Here is a 16,268-nt window from a genome sequence, read left to right as displayed (position 1 = left end):
CTTTTTCTAAGATAGTCGCTTTTCGCCATAATGGTATGTTGCAGAAAGGTCGATATTAGGAGGTGGAGGCGCAAAGTTCCAAACGAACTTGATGCTCTTTCATCAATGTAAGAATCGGTTTTGGTGGTTGTTCTTCAGTGAATAGACGATCGACTTGGGTAATGTTACCGAGTCGGACAACCGCATTGCGACCAAACTTAACGCTGTCAGCGGCTAAGAAAACGTTGCGAGAGTTGGCGATAATGCTTTGTGCGACACGCACTTCTTGGTAATCATAGTCCAGCAGTGAGCCGTCATGAGGGTCAATGCCACTGATACCAATAATGCCGTAATCCACGCGGAACTGATTAATAAAATCAATAGTGGCTTCACCCATTACCCCGCCATCCCGCGAGCGCACTGTGCCGCCAGCGATAATCACGGTAAAATCTTCTTTGCCACTAAGAATGGTCGCGACATTTAAATTGTTCGTAATGACCTGCAGCCCTTGATGGTTGAGTAAAGCGCGGGCTACGGTTTCTGTGGTGGTACCGATATTGATAAATAAAGATGCGTGGTTAGGAATCTCTGCCGCAATTTTCTTAGCAATTTGTTCTTTGGCTGAGAGCTGCATAATTTGCCGAGTGGCATAAGCCACGTTGGTGGTACTGGAATCGTAGCTTGCACCGCCATGGTGGCGACGAATTTGTTCTGCTTCAGCAAGGGCATTGATATCACGGCGAATGGTTTGTGGTGTGACGGAAAATTTGCTGGCCAATTCATCGATCGTCACATACCCTTTTTCTTTAGCAATGGCGACGATTTTCTCTTGGCGAGTTTGTTGGCCCATGTTGATTCATTCTCCTAAAAAAGTTTACTGCTTGCTAAAGAAGCCTAGATTGGTTTTTAATAGCCGATATTCACATTTGAACATTTTTGTTCAAAATAAAAAAAATAAAAAGTCTCAGGCGCGATTCTTATGCCGGATGACAGTGACCTAAAAGAGCCTTTCCTATGAAAAAATATATTCTTGCGATTGATCAAGGCACCACCAGTTCTCGTGCAATTCTATTTGATGAATTAGGGCAGCGAGTAGGTCAATCACAACAAGAGTTTGCGCAGCATTTCCCTCATGATGGTTGGGTGGAGCATGATCCTGAAGATATATGGACATCCACTTTAAGCGTCTGTCGTTCTGTTCTCAAGGATACAGGTATCGATGCAAAATCGGTAGCCAGTATCGGTATTACCAACCAACGAGAAACCACCATTCTCTGGGATATTGAAACCGGAGAAGCTGTTTATAACGCCATTGTATGGCAAGATCGACGAACCAGTGAATTCTGTCAAATGCTGCATCAACAAGGGCTGAGCGAAAGCGTTCAGAATAAAACGGGATTGCTCATAGACCCTTATTTTTCTGCGACCAAAATTCGTTGGATATTAGACAACGTCGAAGGGGCAAAAGACAAAGCGGAACAACACAAGCTTGCCTTCGGAACGGTCGACAGTTTCTTATTATGGCGCCTAACCAAAGGTCAATCCCATAAAACGGATGCAACCAATGCGGCTCGCACCATGGCGTTTAATATTCATACGCAGGAGTGGGATCAGGAATTGATTAAAGCCCTTGGTATTGAGAATGTGCTCTTACCAGAAGTGATGGATTGCAGCGCGGATTTTGGCGAGATCGATGAAGAGTGGCTGGGTGCCAGTATTCCTGTAAATGGCATGGCGGGAGATCAGCAAGCGGCTTTAATAGGCCAAGCATGCTTTAAACCTGGCATGGTGAAAAGCACCTATGGAACCGGCTGTTTTCTTATTTTGAACACCGGCGATAAACCATTACGCTCAGAAAATAAACTGCTCACCACCGTGGGTTATCGCTTAAACGGCAAGGTCACATACGCGCTAGAAGGCAGTATCTTTGTGGCCGGTGCTGCGATTCAATGGTTGCGAGATGGTTTAAATCTATTTAAAGACGCAAAAGAAACACAAAGCTTGGCGCAACAAGCACTTAATGGTGATTCAGTGTATTTAGTGCCAGCGTTTACTGGCTTGGGGGCACCCTATTGGGACCCGGATGCCAGGGGCGCTATGATCGGCTTGACGCGTGATACCAGTGTGGCGGACATCGTCAGTGCTGGATTGCGATCCGTGTGTTACCAAACAAAAGATTTGGTTGGGGCCATGGCGCAAGATGGTGCAACGTTTCGCTCGTTGCGCATCGATGGTGGCATGGTGATTAACGATGTCATGGTGCAGTTTTTAAGTGACCTATTGGAAGTAGAAGTAGAGCGTCCAAAAATCACCGAAACCACGGCATTAGGCGCGGCCTATTTAGCCGGTCTGCAGGTGGGGATTTATTCTTCGTTAGAGGCAATTACGGATTTATGGCAAGCCGAAAAACGCTTTGAACCTAGTATGGAGCAGGGTACGGGCGAAAAACTATACGCAGGCTGGCAAGAAGCCGTCAATCGAGTCCGTACACGCCCTGAAGAATAAAGGGCTTATCATCGCGTGAGTAAAAACGAAAAAAAACCAGACTCAAGTTTTCACACTTAGTCTGGTTTTTTATTGTCTATGCCAAGCGATAGCGTGTTTTATGGCGCTTGTTTTGACGGCGTTTATTCTGCGTCGGCGATGCTTCGTATGTCGTATTCTTCATCCAGAATGCGACCAATGACATTATCGCCTGCTAGGTGATGGGCGTATTGCATGTGTAAGCAACGAACTTGATCCCAGTTTTTGATACCACCAATACCGAGCTCTTCAAATAACGGTTTAAAGCCTTTTTCTTCAATAATGGCTTTGTGCTCGTCACTCATCGCAGCCCAACGTCGAGCAATATAATCACGATGTGAATTGTGATGCGCTTCGCGCAATGCTGCGTCGTCTTTGATGCGCTGTTCTAGCTCTTTTACCACGCCTTGGCTTTCGATTTTAGCAAGCGCTTTATCAATGGCTTTACTAGAGAGCCAGTACAAGGTTGGGAAGGGTTGATTAAACACCCAAGTTTCCATTTCGAGTACTTGTGGAACACGGTTTGGGGAGTAATGAGCAATGGCGCTAATGCCGCTTGGCGTACGGCCAAGCTGGCTAGTGATAATATCGATATCACGTTGAGAAAGAGATTGGGTCATAGAGGTCTTTTAAATGATAAATGCGGGGAATGAAGCGGCAAATTTCTGGATCCATTCAGCCGCAGCTTCGTTGTAGTTAAGGCGACGGCCTTGTGTCTTCGCTTGGCGGCGATAATGCTCAATTTGAGACAGCTGCTCAACCATTCGCACACAATAACACTCGTCTTTGATTGGGAATTCTATTGCTACCTTGTATTCGCCTCTTTCGTTGTCACACCAGACGACACGGCCCGTAACACAAAAGTTAGGGTCGATTTCTTCTAATGTAATTCTTACAGAGCGTCCACTTTCAAAGTGTTGGGCAGCAAAACATGTAATTCCGGCGAACCCGACATCTTCCCTCTTAGAAGTGGGAAAAGGTTGATCCTCTATGAGAGTAATCTCTAAAGGAAGGTCTTTCGGATGTGAAACAAATTCCATCGCAACAAGCCAGCTAATTCAAGTATTAAAGTTATCGGCCACAAAGGCAGAGTGTTTAAAAAAGAATGCGAATTGTACGCTTTCTGTTCGGGCTGTACAGACGAATTTTAAGATAGCAAAATAGACATTCATAACTTCAGCTTATAAGAAAAAAGTCCCTAATCAGACACTATTAAGAAGTAATCCATTTTTTATCAGTTCGCCACTTAAAATGCGTTATAAATCATGTATTTTTGAAAAGTTATGTCGGAGAGTGCTGATAAATGTCGTTATCAGTCAGCACGTCATTTTCTAGACTATGAACCAAGCTTCCCAATTCCAATAAGGCCTGAAGATTTTTTTCATCCCATAAAACGGCATAATTGAGCCTTAAATGGTGGGCAAATTGGTTGGAAAGGCTAAAAGCAAGGCCGGGCAATAGGCCAATTTTCTGCGCCAGCGCCTCTTGATAAAGTTGCATTGCATCGACTGTGTCTGGGAGCGTGACCCAAAGTAAAAATCCCCCAGTAGGCTGGGACACTTTCGTCCCTGTAGGGAAAGCCTCCAGCACAAGGTTTTGACAGCGGATCAAATTGGTTTGATAAATTTGCCTTGTTTTGCGCAAATGGCGGTCATAAGCGCCATGCTCCAGAAAGTGGGCAATCGCAATTTGTGTCACGGTTGGAATCGCCAGCGACTGCACATAAGCATAATGTTCTATTTTATCTTGATAACGCCCACCAACTATCCAGCCGACTCTAAACCCAGGTGCGATGCTTTTCGAAAAAGAACTGCAATAAATAACTCGACCTGCTGTGTCATTGGCTTTTAAAGCACTTTCTCGTTTGTCTTGATACCCCAATTCGCCATAAACATCGTCTTCGATGAGCGCGATATCGTATTGATTCACTATGCGCAATAAGTCGGCTCTGGCTTGCCTAGAGAGTGTCGCTCCGGTTGGGTTTTGATTGTTTGGTGTGACAATGCAGGCTTTTATTTTCCATTGCTGTGCCGCGTGCTCAAGTTGCTGGAGGTTGATACCAAGAGTTTCAGAGCAAGGGATTTCAATGGCCTTTAAGTGCAATACTTCGATGGCTTGTAACACGCCGTGATAAGCGGGGCTTTCTATTGCGATGGTATCGCCAGGTTGGGTGGTGGCTTGAAGCGCCAGCATGATGGCATTTTGACAACCTAGGGTGATGGTGATGTCATCCGTTTGAAGGCGGCACCCAGTATCGAGCATGCGAATGGCTATTTGTCGTCGTAGATCCAGTGACCCCGGCGTAAATTCATAGGTTGAACAAATCTCGGGCTCTGCCCGCATAAGCCGAACCACAGAGCGTTGCAATTGTTTGAGAGGCAAAAAGTCACTGTGTGGAATGGCGGCGCCAAAAGGGGCGATATTTTTATCTTGGGAGGCATGCAATAACTGGTTAAGCAGTAGGTGCATGTGGCCATCGTACTTTTTAGGGGCAATGTGCGCCGTTTCTGCGGTTGGTTGGTTACTCTGAACAAAGTAGCCTTTTTGGGGCCGAGCTTTAATTAAACCGCGATCTTCCAATAAGCTAAAAGCTTGCATCACAGTGGCAATGCTGACGTTGAATTGCTTACTCGACTTTCGAAGAGAAGGGATGCGGGCGTTGGGCAAAAAAGTCCCTTCGATAATTTGTTTTTCGATCTGCGTTGCGACTTGTTCGTAGAGAGGTTGATCCATAGCGGTTGCTGATACTCGTTAGTCGTTATGAATTGAATTTAGCAGATCCTTTTCGGGAAACCTATGGCTTCATTCTTGGTTGAGAGCATGATTTCTTGGTTTATGGGGCTGAAGCAAAAGTTTCATGGGATATCATTTGTCTATCAGGTCAGTTTTCTGCCAATATATGGTGTGATTTATGCACGTAATATGAAGATCAATTCCATTGCTAGAGGTTAGTTATGTCACTGTCTGTAATCCAAAGAATCCTATTGGGTTTTGGTGTCCTGTTATTGTTGTTGCTGGTGATTGCCGCCTCGGGTTTTACTGGAATTAAACAAATTGAGGATAATCTTGATGATATAACAGGAAATGTCGCCAAGATTACCGCACAAAGTAATGAATTAGGGCATGATCTGTCTCTCGCGAATGCGACAGTGTTGCAGTATTTATTAAGCAAATCGCCGGCTTCATTAGTCGGTTTGAAAAAATCGTTTGAACAGCATAAAAAGGCCATTGATGGTCTTTCAACAGAGTTGCAGCAAGAGGTCAATTCGCACCCTGAAATGGCAGATCTGCTAGCAAACATGCAAGTTCAGCTTCAAGCCTTCTATAAAAACACACAAGTCGCGTTTGCTAATCATGAGCACATGCTGAATCTACGAAACCAAATTCCAGATAAAAAATTCGATCTTAAAGATGACCTTTCCTACACCATTGATGACCTCAAGGCCATTGCTGAAGATAGCGATTCGCAAGCCGCTAAGTTTGCCGCGTCTTATGTGCGCATTCGTTTAGAAAGCCTACAAGTATCGATCGGCGACTATTTCGACTCCAGTAACTTAAAAGACATGAAATCGATCATGGATAGCATGGCTAAGGCCTTTACCGGCTTGGATGACAAGTTAAGTTATTTGGATAACCCAGACATTAAAGACTCGATTGAGTTACTGACCACAGAAATAGAGAAGAAAGACAGTGTCATTAATAATTATTATGACTATATCCGTTTGAATCAAGAGGCAGAAGTCATTGCCAAGCAGCTTTCTACTAGCATGGAGAAAGTGGATTCACTCACCAACTCTTTACTCAGCAGCACCGCTTCAATGCGCGATCAGGCGAAAATGGCGGCCAAAGAAAGCGCTTCTGTGTCGACAGTGATGATGGGCGTTGTTTTGCTTATATCCATCCTTATCGCCGTTGCCATTACTGTGTGGGTGAGTCGCAGTATTCGCAACCCATTGAATGAGGTGATGGCGGTTTTGGGCAAAATCTCAGAAGGGGATTTTACTCAGCGCAGTAAAGTAAAAACGAAAGATGAGTTTGGTGATTTGTCTCGCTGGGTGAATGATTTAGTCATTAAACTGCAGCAAGTCATGTTAGAAATCGATAACGCATCGAACGATGTTGCCGAGTCGGCGCAAAATAATGTTCGCTTAGCGGGCGATACCAAGGTGCTGATGCGAGCTCAAAACGAGCAAACCTCGAGTGTGGCCACTGCGATGACGGAAATGGCCGCCACCGTGCAGGAGGTCGCTAAGAACTCTGAAATAACCTTGAGCCAAATTCAGCACGTCGACCAACGAGCGAACGACAGCCGTGAGCAAATGAGCCGTAATATTGAAGAGGTGGAATTGCTCGCCAGTCAGCTTGAGCAGTCTACTGGCGTGGTGAATCAACTTGATGAATACTCACAAAATATTGGTCGTATTCTGGAAGTGATCCAAGAAATCGCTGAACAGACTAATTTATTGGCATTGAATGCAGCGATTGAGGCGGCACGAGCCGGTGAACATGGACGTGGGTTTGCGGTTGTGGCAGATGAAGTACGAACGCTTGCCACTCGTACCCATAGCTCTACGGAAGAAATTCAGAATGTGATTAACCAGTTACAACACAGCGTGAAAAAAACGGTGTCTAGCATGGAAGAAAGCCGCAATGGGGCTTATTCAAGCGTTGAAAACACCCGAGCGGTTGGTGTCTCAATCAATGAACTGCAAGCGGGCATGACGGAGATTCGAGATTTAAGTACGCAAATCGCTACGGCGGCTGAGCAGCAATCGCTGGTGGCACAAGACATCAGTAAAAGCATTCATGAAATTTCTGAAATGTCGGATCAAGCCACTCACGGAGCCGATCAAAGTGAGCAGGACAGTAGCCGACTTTCTGCGTTGGCGACGCACCAGAAGCAGTTGTTAACACAATTCAAAACCGTGTAATAAATTGCATTTTAACGGGGTTTATCCGATTTGATGCGTTTTTCCTGTAATATGCGCTCATTATTATTTTATGGAGAGTATCTATGGCTGTTCAAATTGGGGATATGTTGCCTAATGGTCAGTTTCAAGTTATGGGTATTGAAGGCCCTGAAAGTGTTGATGTGACCGAGTTTTTCTCAGGAAAAAAGGTGCTGATGTTTGCAGTACCTGGTGCTTTTACTCCAACTTGTAGCGCAAGTCATCTTCCTGGATATGTGGTTCATTTTGATGCGTTTAAAGAAAAAGGCATTGATGAGATCGTGTGTTTGTCTGTTAATGATGTTTTTGTGATGAACGCTTGGGGCGAAGCTAACAATGCTGAGAACCTTGTTATGGCAGCCGATGGTTTGGCTGAATTCACCCATTCGCTTGGCTTAGAGTTGGATATCTCAGCGGCTAAGATGGGCATTCGAAGCTTACGTTACGCTATGCTGGTTGATCACGGTATTGTACAAAAGCTTTGGCTTGATGAGCCTGGTGAATATAAGGTTAGTTCTGCCGAATACGTACTAACACAAATCTAAAGCAGAACACCACTACGCTAAAAAGCCGCTTCACTCAAAGCGGCTTTTTTTGTGGCTAAATACAGCATTATCGAGAGCGTTCTACGCCAGCATAGTCGGTATTGAGTTAAGTGTATTAAAATGAGATGAATTGTTCGCTCCATAAAAAGTGAATGCTTCAGATGTGTCAGTCAGATCGTGTTTCTTCTTAGTTATCACCACAAAGAAAACAGCATTGCTTGGCTCTGTGTATATAACTTCTTATAAAACTCAATTAAATCAATTTATTACAGTCTTTTCTTCCTGCCTTGTTATTGCCTTCAAAGGCTTTCTGATAAAACACAAAAGCAGCATTTCTTCAGAAGTGAAAAACCTATCTATATCAAAACTCAATATCTTTTAAGTTAAATTGAACTGGTCAAAGAGCGGGTAGAAATCAATACTCAGGGATCGTTTTTCACTTGCAGCATAGACGTTGTGGTTGTATTCCACTTTTCGGAATGTGCTTTTTGCGGGTGTTATTTACCTTAAAACAAGACAGAGAAAAGTAGCATGATTATAGATTGCCATGGTCATTACACGACGACCCCGCCAGGGGTAGGTGAATACCGAGATAAGCAAAAAGAGCTGGTTGCTAAAGACCCTTCCTTCGTTGGGGAAAAAGGGAAAGTCATTGTTTCTGATGATGAGATCCGAGAAAGTATTGTGAATAACCAGCTTCGCTTACAGCATGAGCGCGGCACGGATTTAACCATTTTCTCTCCTCGTGCAAGCTGGATGGGGCATCACATTGGCAACGAGCACACCAGCCAATATTGGACGGAACATCAAAACGACCTTATCCGCCGGGTGTGCGATCTTTTCCCTGAAAACTTTGCGCCTGTTGCTCAGCTGCCTCAATCACCAGGTGTTTATCCTGCAAAATCTGTGGCTGAAATTGTGCGTACTGTTGAGCAAATGGGGTTCATTGGCATCAACTTAAACCCAGATCCGAGCGGCGGTCATTGGCAGGATGCGTCACTAGGGGATCGTTCTTTTTACCCGATTTACGAAAAAATGTGCGAATACGACATTCCCGCGATGATTCATGTCAGTGCGGCGTGCAATGATTGTTTCCACACCACGGGGTCGCATTATTTAGGGGCCGATACCACGGGGTTCCAGCAACTTATGATGTCAGATGTGTTTAAAGACTTTCCAGAGCTTAAGGTGATCATTCCTCATGGCGGCGGCGCGGTACCTTACCACTGGGGACGTTTTCGCGGCTTGGCACAAGATCAGGGCTTCGACCTTGCCGAGCGCGTGTTGAATAACATCTACTTTGATACCTGCGTTTATCACCAGCGTGGCATTGATCTGTTATTGGATATTATCCCTACGAAGAACATTTTATTCGCCTCTGAGATGATTGGGGCTGTTCGTGGTATTGACCCAGAATCAGGCCATTACTTCGACGACACCAAGCGTTATATCGACAACAACACAGTGTTGAGCGCTGCGCAGAAGCAAGATATTTTTGAGGGCAATGCCCGTCGTGTCTTTAGCCGCTTGAAAGCATAAGGGGATTACCATGAGAGAAAATAAAGTGGTTCAACATATTCAACGCGCAGAACAATCCGTCATCGATGGCTTGGCAGAATGCGGCGTAGCGACCGTCCATGAAGCACAAGGTCGAGTTGGGTTATTAGCGCATTATATGCGTCCTATTCAAATGGATAAAACCATCGCGGGTTCGGCCGTCACCATTTCTGGTGCAGCCGGAGACAATTGGATGATGCATGTTGCGATCGAGCAATGCCAAGCGGGAGATGTGATGGTTTTTGCCCCGACATCCCCTTCAAATCACGGCTTTTTTGGTGACTTATTGGCGACGTCTGCACAGTCTCGTGGCGTAGTGGGTTTGATCATAGAAGGCGGCGTTCGTGATACACGAGATCTGCGTCAGATGAACTTTCCTGTGTGGTCAAAGGCGGTTTTCTCAGAAGGCACGATTAAAGAAACAGTTGGCTCGGTCAATGTGCAAATTGTCTGTGCTGAGCAAATTCTCAACGCTGGCGACGTTGTCGTTGCCGATGATGACGGTGTGGTGGTGGTGCGTCGTGAGAACGCGGCCGAAGTGCTTGAATTAGCCCGCGCTCGCATGGCGAATGAAGAAGCAAAACGCCTGCGAATGGCGAATGGCGAATTAGGATTGGATATCTATGAAATGCGTCCTCGCTTAGAGGCGAAGGGTTTGAAATATGTCTAATCAAGGCGTGTCATGCATGTGGATGCGCGGTGGCACCTCGAAAGGGGCCTACTTTTTGGCGTCCGATTTACCGTCTGATGAGACGGCTCGGGATGCGTTGCTGTTGCGCGTGATGGGGTCACCAGATGATCGTCAGATAGATGGCATTGGTGGCGCCGACCCATTGGCATCGAAAGTCGCCTTGATCAAAAAATCAGAGCGTGATGATGCGGACGTAGACTATTTGTTTTTACAGGTCTTCGTTGATCAGGCTATCGTCAGTGATGCCCAGAACTGTGGCAATATTCTCGCCGGTGTTGGGCCTTTTTCGATCGAGCGTGGTTTGCTTGGTGGTGATCATGATGGCGAAGTTCCTGTGCGTATTTTTATGCAAAATACCGGACAAATTGCAGTGGCTCGTGTCTTGGTTAAAGACGGAGAAGTGCAATACGAAGGCGATGCGAGAATAGACGGCGTTCCAGGTTTTTCCGCCGCATTACCAATTACTTTTAAGGACACGGCAGGCTCCAGTTGTGGTGCCTTATTGCCAACCGGTAACACGGTAGATGTGATTGATGGCATTGAAGTGACCTGCATCGATAATGGCATGCCTGTGGTGGTGATGCGCGCACAAGATATGGGCATTAGTGGCACAGAAAGCCGAGAAACCTTAGAGGCGAATGAGGCATTGCGAGAGAAGTTAGAATCGATCCGCTTGCAAGCTGGACCTATGATGAACCTGGGCGATGTGACGTCAAAATCAGTGCCTAAAATGACCATGGTCAGTGCGCCGACAAAAGGCGGAGCAATCTCGACGCGAACCTTTATTCCCCATCGATGCCATGCTTCTATAGGTGTGCTCGGGGCCGTTAGTGTAGCAACAGCGGCGGTGCTTGAGGGATCGCCGGCTAAAGAAGTGGCGGTGTTCACGCAAGCGGGACATATGTCGTTAGAAGTCGAGCATCCAATTGGTTCTATGACCGTCATTTTAGACAAGTCAGAGGATGGCGAGATAGGCTCAGCCGCGATCCTGAGAACCGCTAGAAAACTTTTTGATGGCCAAGTATTTACGCATAAAAACGGCCTTTAAGGCTGCTTTTTTGTTTCAAGAATAATAAATAGGTAAGCACTTATGATGGATAAAGATTATCTTCCTTTTCACCCTGCGCCAAGCAAGCCCACTTTTGTTGTGCCAGCCGGTGCAGTAGACGCCCATTGTCACGTTTTTGGCCCAGCGGATAAATTTCCTTACCACCCGAAACGCAAATACACACCTTGCGATGCCTCGAAAGAGCAGCTCTTTGCGCTGCGCGATCATCTTGGTTTTTCACGTAATGTGATTGTCCAGGCATCGTGCCACAGTACGGATAACTCAGCCCTAATTGATGCTTTAACGAGTGCTGGTGAGCTGGCGCGTGGCGTGGCGTTTGTCGATGATTCTATTACCGAAAACGAGCTAAAAGAAATGCATGCTGCGGGTGTGCGTGGGGTGCGTTTTAACTTTGTAAAACGCCTAGTCGACAGCACGCCAAAAGAAGTGTTTTTCTCCATTGCTGAAAAAATCAGACCATTTGGCTGGCATATTGTGGTGTATTTTGAAGCCGCAGATTTAGCCGAGTTGATTCCTTTCTTAAAAGCATTGAACACCACCATTGTGGTCGATCACATGGGGACGCCGAACGTAGCAAATGGGGTGGATCATCCTGATTTTAAACGTTTTATTAACTTTATGGCCGAGAATGATAATGTCTGGTGTAAAGTGAGTTGTCCTGAGCGTTTAACGCTTCATGCGCCAGATTATTCAGATGTGGTTCCCTTCGCCCGTACCCTGGTAGACGCTTTTCCGCAGCGTGTTTTGTGGGGCACAGATTGGCCTCATCCTAATATGAAGGTGCATGTGCCAGACGATGGTCACTTGGTCGATGTTATTCCACATATCGCACCGACAGCAGACCTGCAGAAAGCCTTGCTGGTTGACAATCCTATGCGACTTTACTGGTCCTAGCGGCCGGTAAAATGTCACGACACAGTAAGACCTACAAAGGTTTATGTCATGTCCCAAAACGATCCAAGTCAGCCGATACCAGGCACCTATCTGTTTAATGGTCAGATGGCAAAAAAAGGGTATGGCTTAAACAAAATGTGTTTTTCATTTAACGAGCAATCTGCACGGGATGAGTTTATTCGTGATCCTGATGCTTATTGCGCCAAATTTGGTCTGAATGAAAAGCAAATTAAAGCCATTCATGAGCGTAATATTATTGGCTTGTTGCAAGAAGGCGGCAGCATTTATTACGTGGCAAAGTTTGCCGGTCTATTAAAGTTAAACATGCAGGATATTGGTGCGATTCAAAGTGGGCAAAGCCTTGAAGCGTTTAAAGAAATGCTAGAAAAACGTGGATCGGGAGAAATCTAATGGCAACGATTATAGGGGCAGTAACCACCTCTCATATTCCAGCGATTGCGAATGCAATGGCCAATAAGCAAGAGCAAACGCCTTACTGGAAGCCCTTTTTTGATGGCTACCCACCGGTTCGAAAATGGCTCAACGAAAAAAAACCAGATGTCATTGTGTTGTTCTATAACGATCATGGATTGGAGTTTTTTATTGATAAAAAACCCACCTTCGCGATGGGGGTTGCCGATGAATACCATAACTCTGATGAGGGCTGGGGGATTGCCACAATACCTCCTGTTACCGGTGAATCTGATCTGTCTTGGCATATAGCCAACAGCCTAGTAGACGATGGCTTTGACATGACCATTTGCCAAGAAATGAAGGTGGATCATGGTTTGACGGTGCCGCTGAGTTTGATGTGGCCAGGCAACGATTACGGCCATGTTAAAGTGATTCCCGTGTGCATTAATTGTGAGCAATACCCAATGCCGCAACCGAAGCGCTGCTATGCATTAGGCCAAGCCATCGGCAAGGCGATTGAGTCTTATGATGGGGATTTAAAAGTCGCTATTTTCGGTACTGGTGGTATGTCTCACCAACTAGATGGTGAAGCGGCAGGTACGTTAAATCGTCAATTTGATCTGGAGTGCATGGATACCCTAGTCACCAACCCAGAAGCATTGGCCCAGTACACCAACATGGATTTGGTTAAGAAGGGCGGCGCACAAACGGTTGAGCTGAATATGTGGATTGCGATGCGTGGTGTATTGCGTGGCAAGGTGACAGAGCTTCATCGTAACTACCACGCTCCGATTTCAAATACCGGCGCGGGTTTATTGTTACTTGAGCATGAGATGCCAGTACGAGAATAAGCACGGCTTTCATTGTTAAGAAAAAGACGAATAAGCAGGGGAAAGACGCCGACAGCCTCGTTCTCCTGCTTTGGCGATTAGTTAGAGCTTTTCAGTAGCTTATTAACGGTTTCTGAAACATGTTCAGCGCCAGTCAAAATTTCATCAATAATATCTGATGCTTGGCTAATTAGCTCGGCACTCTCGCTAGAATAACTTCGAATGCTCCCCATGCTATTTTTCGCTTTACGGGTAAGCTCGCTGTTTTGTGCGACCATGGCTTCTATTTCAACGGTAGACGTACTGGTTCGCGAAGCAAGTGTCCTGACTTCATCGGCAACCACAGCAAATCCTCGTCCATGCTCACCGGCTCGCGCGGCTTCAATCGCAGCATTCAGTGCCAATAAGTTAGTTTGATCAGCGATTGAGGCAATGGTTGTGACTATCTTGGCTATGTTCTCTGATTGCTTGTTTAGTTGCTCAATTAAGTCCGTAGACTGGTTGATTTCGGTGATGATTTTATCCGACGTGTTAACCGTATTCTGTAAAATATGAACGCCATTTTCAGAGACTTTAGCGGTTTGGGTGGAGGTGCTATAAGCGACTTCAGCTGCGCTCTGTATTGCCATTTGGGTCAACACCCGATCGGTAATATCAGAGGCTAATTTTACCACCTTAATTACCTTATTTTGATCATCAAAGATGGGGTTGTAGCTGGCTTCTAACCACACTTTATTACCCTGTTTATCAATGCGTAAAAATTGACCTGTCTTAAATTCGCCCGCCGCAAGTTGTTGCCAAAAATTTGGATTGGATGCGTAAAACTCGTCAAGGCAGAACATGCTGTGATGCTTGCCTATGACTTCTTGCTTAGCGCTGTATCCCATGGTTTTTAAAAAGTTTTTATTCGCGTACTGAATGATACCGTCAGGAGAAAACTCAATGAGGGCTGAAGATCGATCAATGGCTTTATAAACGGCTTTTTGCTTGTCTGCTTGGCTTTTTTCTTTGGTAATGTCATTGGCTGTTTTGATGATTTTAACGACTTTTCCATCCAATTCGATGGGCACATAAGTCGCCTCTAACCAAAGATCTGAGCCGTCTTTGCGTCTCCGCTGAAAGGTACCTTTTTGGCTTTTTCCCGCGGCCAAATTTTGCCAGAAAAGTGCGTATTCAGGCGCTTTGATTAGGCTTTCAAGACAAAATATTGAGTGGTGTCTGTGCTGGATTTCTTCTAGCGTATAACCCGTCGCACTCAGAAAAAGAGGGTTGGCATCTAGAATCTTACCGTCAGGGGTGAAGCTAATAATAGCGCAGTGTTTCTGTAGTGAGCTGATAAAGGCGTGATTCAACTCCGCAAGGGCCTGCTCTTTAAGGGCGGCGGTGTTGTCTCTTTTTTTAAAAAACATAATAGTCCTTTTCATCTCTATTAACGGTAAGGTTTTATAACTTTTTCTTGTAGGCTAATTCCTACATCGATTTAGCTAGTATAAAAAACATTCAGCGTGATTGATGCTGTTTTTTTGTTTAAAAAGGTGACAAAAAAAAGAAATTCTCATTCAAAAATGACAAAGTCACCGGTTTTGGTCACTTTTTTGTTACTTATAATTACAAAGCAAGATTTAGAGTGCTGAGCCAAAAAGAAGCCTTTATGCTGGTAGACCTATGTGGCGCAGAATGAGAGTGAGGCATAACCACCCCATGCAGAGCTATCCGACTTTTCAAGCAAGGTACCAAGCCATTCGCCGCCGAGATTCACAGGCGGTCGGGCATTTTTTTTATGGTGTGCTATCGACGGGTATTTATTGCCGCCCTGATTGTGCATCTCGTCAGCCGTTAATTGAGAATGTGCGTTTTTTTGATAGCACGGCGAGTGCCATTGAAGCGGGGTTTCGAGCTTGTAAGCGATGTCGGCCAGACTCCAATGAAGAGGGGTCTTTGATCCAGCAGAAGGTCAGCGCCATGTGTCGTATGATTGAGACAGCAGAATCGTCGCCGACTTTAGATCAATTGTCTCGTTCCGTTGGCTGGAGTCCTGCGTATTTGCAGCGCGTATTCAAAGCCGAAATGGGGATGAGTCCCAAAGCCTATTCACGTCAGATTAGAATACAGCGAGTGCAAAAGGCATTGTCAGCGCCGCAATCCATTACGCAAGCAGCCCATCAAGCAGGTTTTGCCTCTACCAGCCATTATTATTCCGAGGTGAAAAAAATGGGCATCTTGACGGCAACTAAAGCCGCACAACCAAGAGCAGACATAAAAACAGGAAAAACAATGACCTCAGAGCAAGAAATACACTATCAGTTGGTTTCCACTTCGTTAGGGTTTTGTTTGATGGCCGCCACCGAAAAAGGGCTGTGTGCCGTGAGTTTAGGGGACGATGAAGAAGCATTGCTGGCAGAATTTACCACTCAGTTTTCTGCGGCGAATTTATTGGATGTCAGCACCCTATCCACACAACAAGACCAGGATACTGGGGGGTGGAAAGGCTGGTTCTCGGCGGTGATTAAGCAGGTGAATTCGGCTTCGTGGGAAGCCAGTAGTTTGCCACTAGATACCCAAGGGACGCTTTTTCAGCAACAGGTTTGGCAAGCATTGCGAACGATTCCACGAGGAGAAACTCGTACCTATAGTGAGGTGGCCGAATTAATAGGCAAGCCAAACTCTGTGCGAGCGGTTGCCACCGCGTGTGCCGCGAATAAGATTGCTTTGTTGATTCCTTGTCACCGAGTACTTCGCAAAGGGGGCTTGTTGGCGGGTTATCGCTGGGGGCTGGCACGTAAAAAAGCCTTGTTAGAACGCGAATCCCGTTATTAA

15 protein-coding genes are annotated in these 16,268 nt (G+C 45.7%); 10 read left to right on the top strand and 5 right to left on the bottom strand.

The window, feature by feature from the left end; translation table 11 throughout:
- Window positions 1-55: 55 nt before the first annotated feature.
- A complete protein-coding gene (locus E0D71_RS04250; protein ID WP_133002030.1) occupies window positions 56-829 on the bottom strand; it encodes a DeoR/GlpR family transcriptional regulator in 774 nt (257 codons plus the stop codon).
- A 164-nt stretch (window positions 830-993) separates the two neighbouring features.
- Here E0D71_RS04250 and glpK point away from each other — a divergent pair, with 164 nt between their 5' ends.
- Window positions 994-2,484: a glycerol kinase GlpK gene (gene glpK, locus E0D71_RS04245; RefSeq protein ID WP_133002029.1), complete on the top strand. Its 1,491-nt coding sequence runs from the start codon at window positions 994-996 to the stop codon at window positions 2,482-2,484.
- Between the two features lie 122 nt (window positions 2,485-2,606).
- Here the strand turns inward: glpK and E0D71_RS04240 are convergent, their stop codons facing one another.
- The 3 genes from E0D71_RS04240 to E0D71_RS04230 all read right to left on the bottom strand — a co-directional run bounded on the left by E0D71_RS04240 (window position 2,607) and on the right by E0D71_RS04230 (window position 5,235).
- A complete protein-coding gene (locus E0D71_RS04240; protein ID WP_133002028.1) occupies window positions 2,607-3,122 on the bottom strand; it encodes a DUF501 domain-containing protein in 516 nt (171 codons plus the stop codon).
- Window positions 3,123-3,131: 9 nt separating this feature from the next.
- Window positions 3,132-3,542 carry a PilZ domain-containing protein gene (locus E0D71_RS04235; RefSeq protein ID WP_133002027.1) on the bottom strand — a complete coding sequence of 137 codons (411 nt, stop codon included), beginning with the start codon at window positions 3,540-3,542 and terminating at the stop codon, window positions 3,132-3,134.
- A 241-nt stretch (window positions 3,543-3,783) separates the two neighbouring features.
- The gene (locus E0D71_RS04230) at window positions 3,784-5,235 is read right to left on the bottom strand and encodes a PLP-dependent aminotransferase family protein (protein ID WP_133002026.1); all 1,452 of its coding nucleotides are present in this window, start codon (window positions 5,233-5,235) and stop codon (window positions 3,784-3,786) included.
- Window positions 5,236-5,456: 221 nt separating this feature from the next.
- On the opposite strand from E0D71_RS04230, the gene E0D71_RS04225 reads away from it, so the two are divergent.
- The 8 genes from E0D71_RS04225 to E0D71_RS04190 all read left to right on the top strand — a co-directional run bounded on the left by E0D71_RS04225 (window position 5,457) and on the right by E0D71_RS04190 (window position 13,472).
- Window positions 5,457-7,433: a methyl-accepting chemotaxis protein gene (locus E0D71_RS04225; RefSeq protein WP_133002025.1), complete on the top strand. Its 1,977-nt coding sequence runs from the start codon at window positions 5,457-5,459 to the stop codon at window positions 7,431-7,433.
- Window positions 7,434-7,516: 83 nt separating this feature from the next.
- Window positions 7,517-7,996 (top strand): peroxiredoxin, encoded by a 480-nt coding sequence (locus E0D71_RS04220; RefSeq protein ID WP_133002024.1) that lies wholly within the window; start codon window positions 7,517-7,519, stop codon window positions 7,994-7,996.
- Between the two features lie 531 nt (window positions 7,997-8,527).
- Window positions 8,528-9,535: an amidohydrolase family protein gene (locus tag E0D71_RS04215; protein ID WP_133002023.1), complete on the top strand. Its 1,008-nt coding sequence runs from the start codon at window positions 8,528-8,530 to the stop codon at window positions 9,533-9,535.
- Window positions 9,536-9,545: 10 nt separating this feature from the next.
- A complete protein-coding gene (locus E0D71_RS04210) occupies window positions 9,546-10,223 on the top strand; it encodes a 4-carboxy-4-hydroxy-2-oxoadipate aldolase/oxaloacetate decarboxylase (protein WP_133002022.1) in 678 nt (225 codons plus the stop codon).
- Window positions 10,216-11,292: a 4-oxalomesaconate tautomerase gene (locus E0D71_RS04205; RefSeq protein WP_133002021.1), complete on the top strand. Its 1,077-nt coding sequence runs from the start codon at window positions 10,216-10,218 to the stop codon at window positions 11,290-11,292. The genes E0D71_RS04210 and E0D71_RS04205 overlap by 8 nt, the downstream gene beginning before the upstream one ends.
- Before the next feature lie 42 nt (window positions 11,293-11,334).
- On the top strand, window positions 11,335-12,207 hold the full coding sequence (locus E0D71_RS04200; protein ID WP_207923323.1) for an amidohydrolase family protein: 873 nt from the start codon (window positions 11,335-11,337) through the stop codon (window positions 12,205-12,207).
- A gap of 48 nt (window positions 12,208-12,255) precedes the next feature.
- Entirely contained in the window at window positions 12,256-12,618 is a 363-nt protein-coding gene (locus tag E0D71_RS04195; RefSeq protein WP_133002020.1) for a protocatechuate 4,5-dioxygenase subunit alpha, read from the top strand.
- The gene (locus E0D71_RS04190; protein ID WP_133002019.1) at window positions 12,618-13,472 is read left to right on the top strand and encodes a class III extradiol dioxygenase family protein; all 855 of its coding nucleotides are present in this window, start codon (window positions 12,618-12,620) and stop codon (window positions 13,470-13,472) included. Before E0D71_RS04195 ends, E0D71_RS04190 begins: the two co-directional genes overlap by 1 nt.
- Before the next feature lie 77 nt (window positions 13,473-13,549).
- Here the strand turns inward: E0D71_RS04190 and E0D71_RS17550 are convergent, their stop codons facing one another.
- Window positions 13,550-14,860, bottom strand: coding sequence for a PAS domain-containing methyl-accepting chemotaxis protein (locus E0D71_RS17550; protein WP_133002018.1), 1,311 nt, complete (start codon window positions 14,858-14,860; stop codon window positions 13,550-13,552).
- Between the two features lie 292 nt (window positions 14,861-15,152).
- On the opposite strand from E0D71_RS17550, the gene ada reads away from it, so the two are divergent.
- A complete protein-coding gene (gene ada, locus E0D71_RS04180; RefSeq protein WP_165942945.1) occupies window positions 15,153-16,268 on the top strand; it encodes a bifunctional DNA-binding transcriptional regulator/O6-methylguanine-DNA methyltransferase Ada in 1,116 nt (371 codons plus the stop codon).

It is taken from the genome of Marinomonas sp. KMM3893, from assembly GCF_004352855.1.
Taxonomy (GTDB): domain Bacteria; phylum Pseudomonadota; class Gammaproteobacteria; order Pseudomonadales; family Marinomonadaceae; genus Marinomonas; species Marinomonas arenicola.
Note: the sequence above shows the minus strand (reverse complement) of the source record. Positions and strands in the feature narration are given on the sequence as shown.

Excerpts from the sequence above, each read along its gene's own strand:
- E0D71_RS04250 (WP_133002030.1), bottom strand. The coding sequence starts at position 829 with ATGGGCCAACAAACTCGCCAAGAGAAAATCGTCGCCATTGCTAAAGAA.
- glpK (WP_133002029.1), top strand. The coding sequence starts at position 994 with ATGAAAAAATATATTCTTGCGATTGATCAAGGCACCACCAGTTCTCGT.
- E0D71_RS04240 (WP_133002028.1), bottom strand. The coding sequence starts at position 3,122 with ATGACCCAATCTCTTTCTCAACGTGATATCGATATTATCACTAGCCAG.
- E0D71_RS04235 (WP_133002027.1), bottom strand. The coding sequence starts at position 3,542 with ATGGAATTTGTTTCACATCCGAAAGACCTTCCTTTAGAGATTACTCTC.
- E0D71_RS04230 (WP_133002026.1), bottom strand. The coding sequence starts at position 5,235 with ATGGATCAACCTCTCTACGAACAAGTCGCAACGCAGATCGAAAAACAA.
- E0D71_RS04225 (WP_133002025.1), top strand. The coding sequence starts at position 5,457 with ATGTCACTGTCTGTAATCCAAAGAATCCTATTGGGTTTTGGTGTCCTG.
- E0D71_RS04220 (WP_133002024.1), top strand. The coding sequence starts at position 7,517 with ATGGCTGTTCAAATTGGGGATATGTTGCCTAATGGTCAGTTTCAAGTT.
- E0D71_RS04215 (WP_133002023.1), top strand. The coding sequence starts at position 8,528 with ATGATTATAGATTGCCATGGTCATTACACGACGACCCCGCCAGGGGTA.
- E0D71_RS04210 (WP_133002022.1), top strand. The coding sequence starts at position 9,546 with ATGAGAGAAAATAAAGTGGTTCAACATATTCAACGCGCAGAACAATCC.
- E0D71_RS04205 (WP_133002021.1), top strand. The coding sequence starts at position 10,216 with ATGTCTAATCAAGGCGTGTCATGCATGTGGATGCGCGGTGGCACCTCG.
- E0D71_RS04200 (WP_207923323.1), top strand. The coding sequence starts at position 11,335 with ATGATGGATAAAGATTATCTTCCTTTTCACCCTGCGCCAAGCAAGCCC.
- E0D71_RS04195 (WP_133002020.1), top strand. The coding sequence starts at position 12,256 with ATGTCCCAAAACGATCCAAGTCAGCCGATACCAGGCACCTATCTGTTT.
- E0D71_RS04190 (WP_133002019.1), top strand. The coding sequence starts at position 12,618 with ATGGCAACGATTATAGGGGCAGTAACCACCTCTCATATTCCAGCGATT.
- E0D71_RS17550 (WP_133002018.1), bottom strand. The coding sequence starts at position 14,860 with ATGTTTTTTAAAAAAAGAGACAACACCGCCGCCCTTAAAGAGCAGGCC.
- ada (WP_165942945.1), top strand. The coding sequence starts at position 15,153 with ATGCAGAGCTATCCGACTTTTCAAGCAAGGTACCAAGCCATTCGCCGC.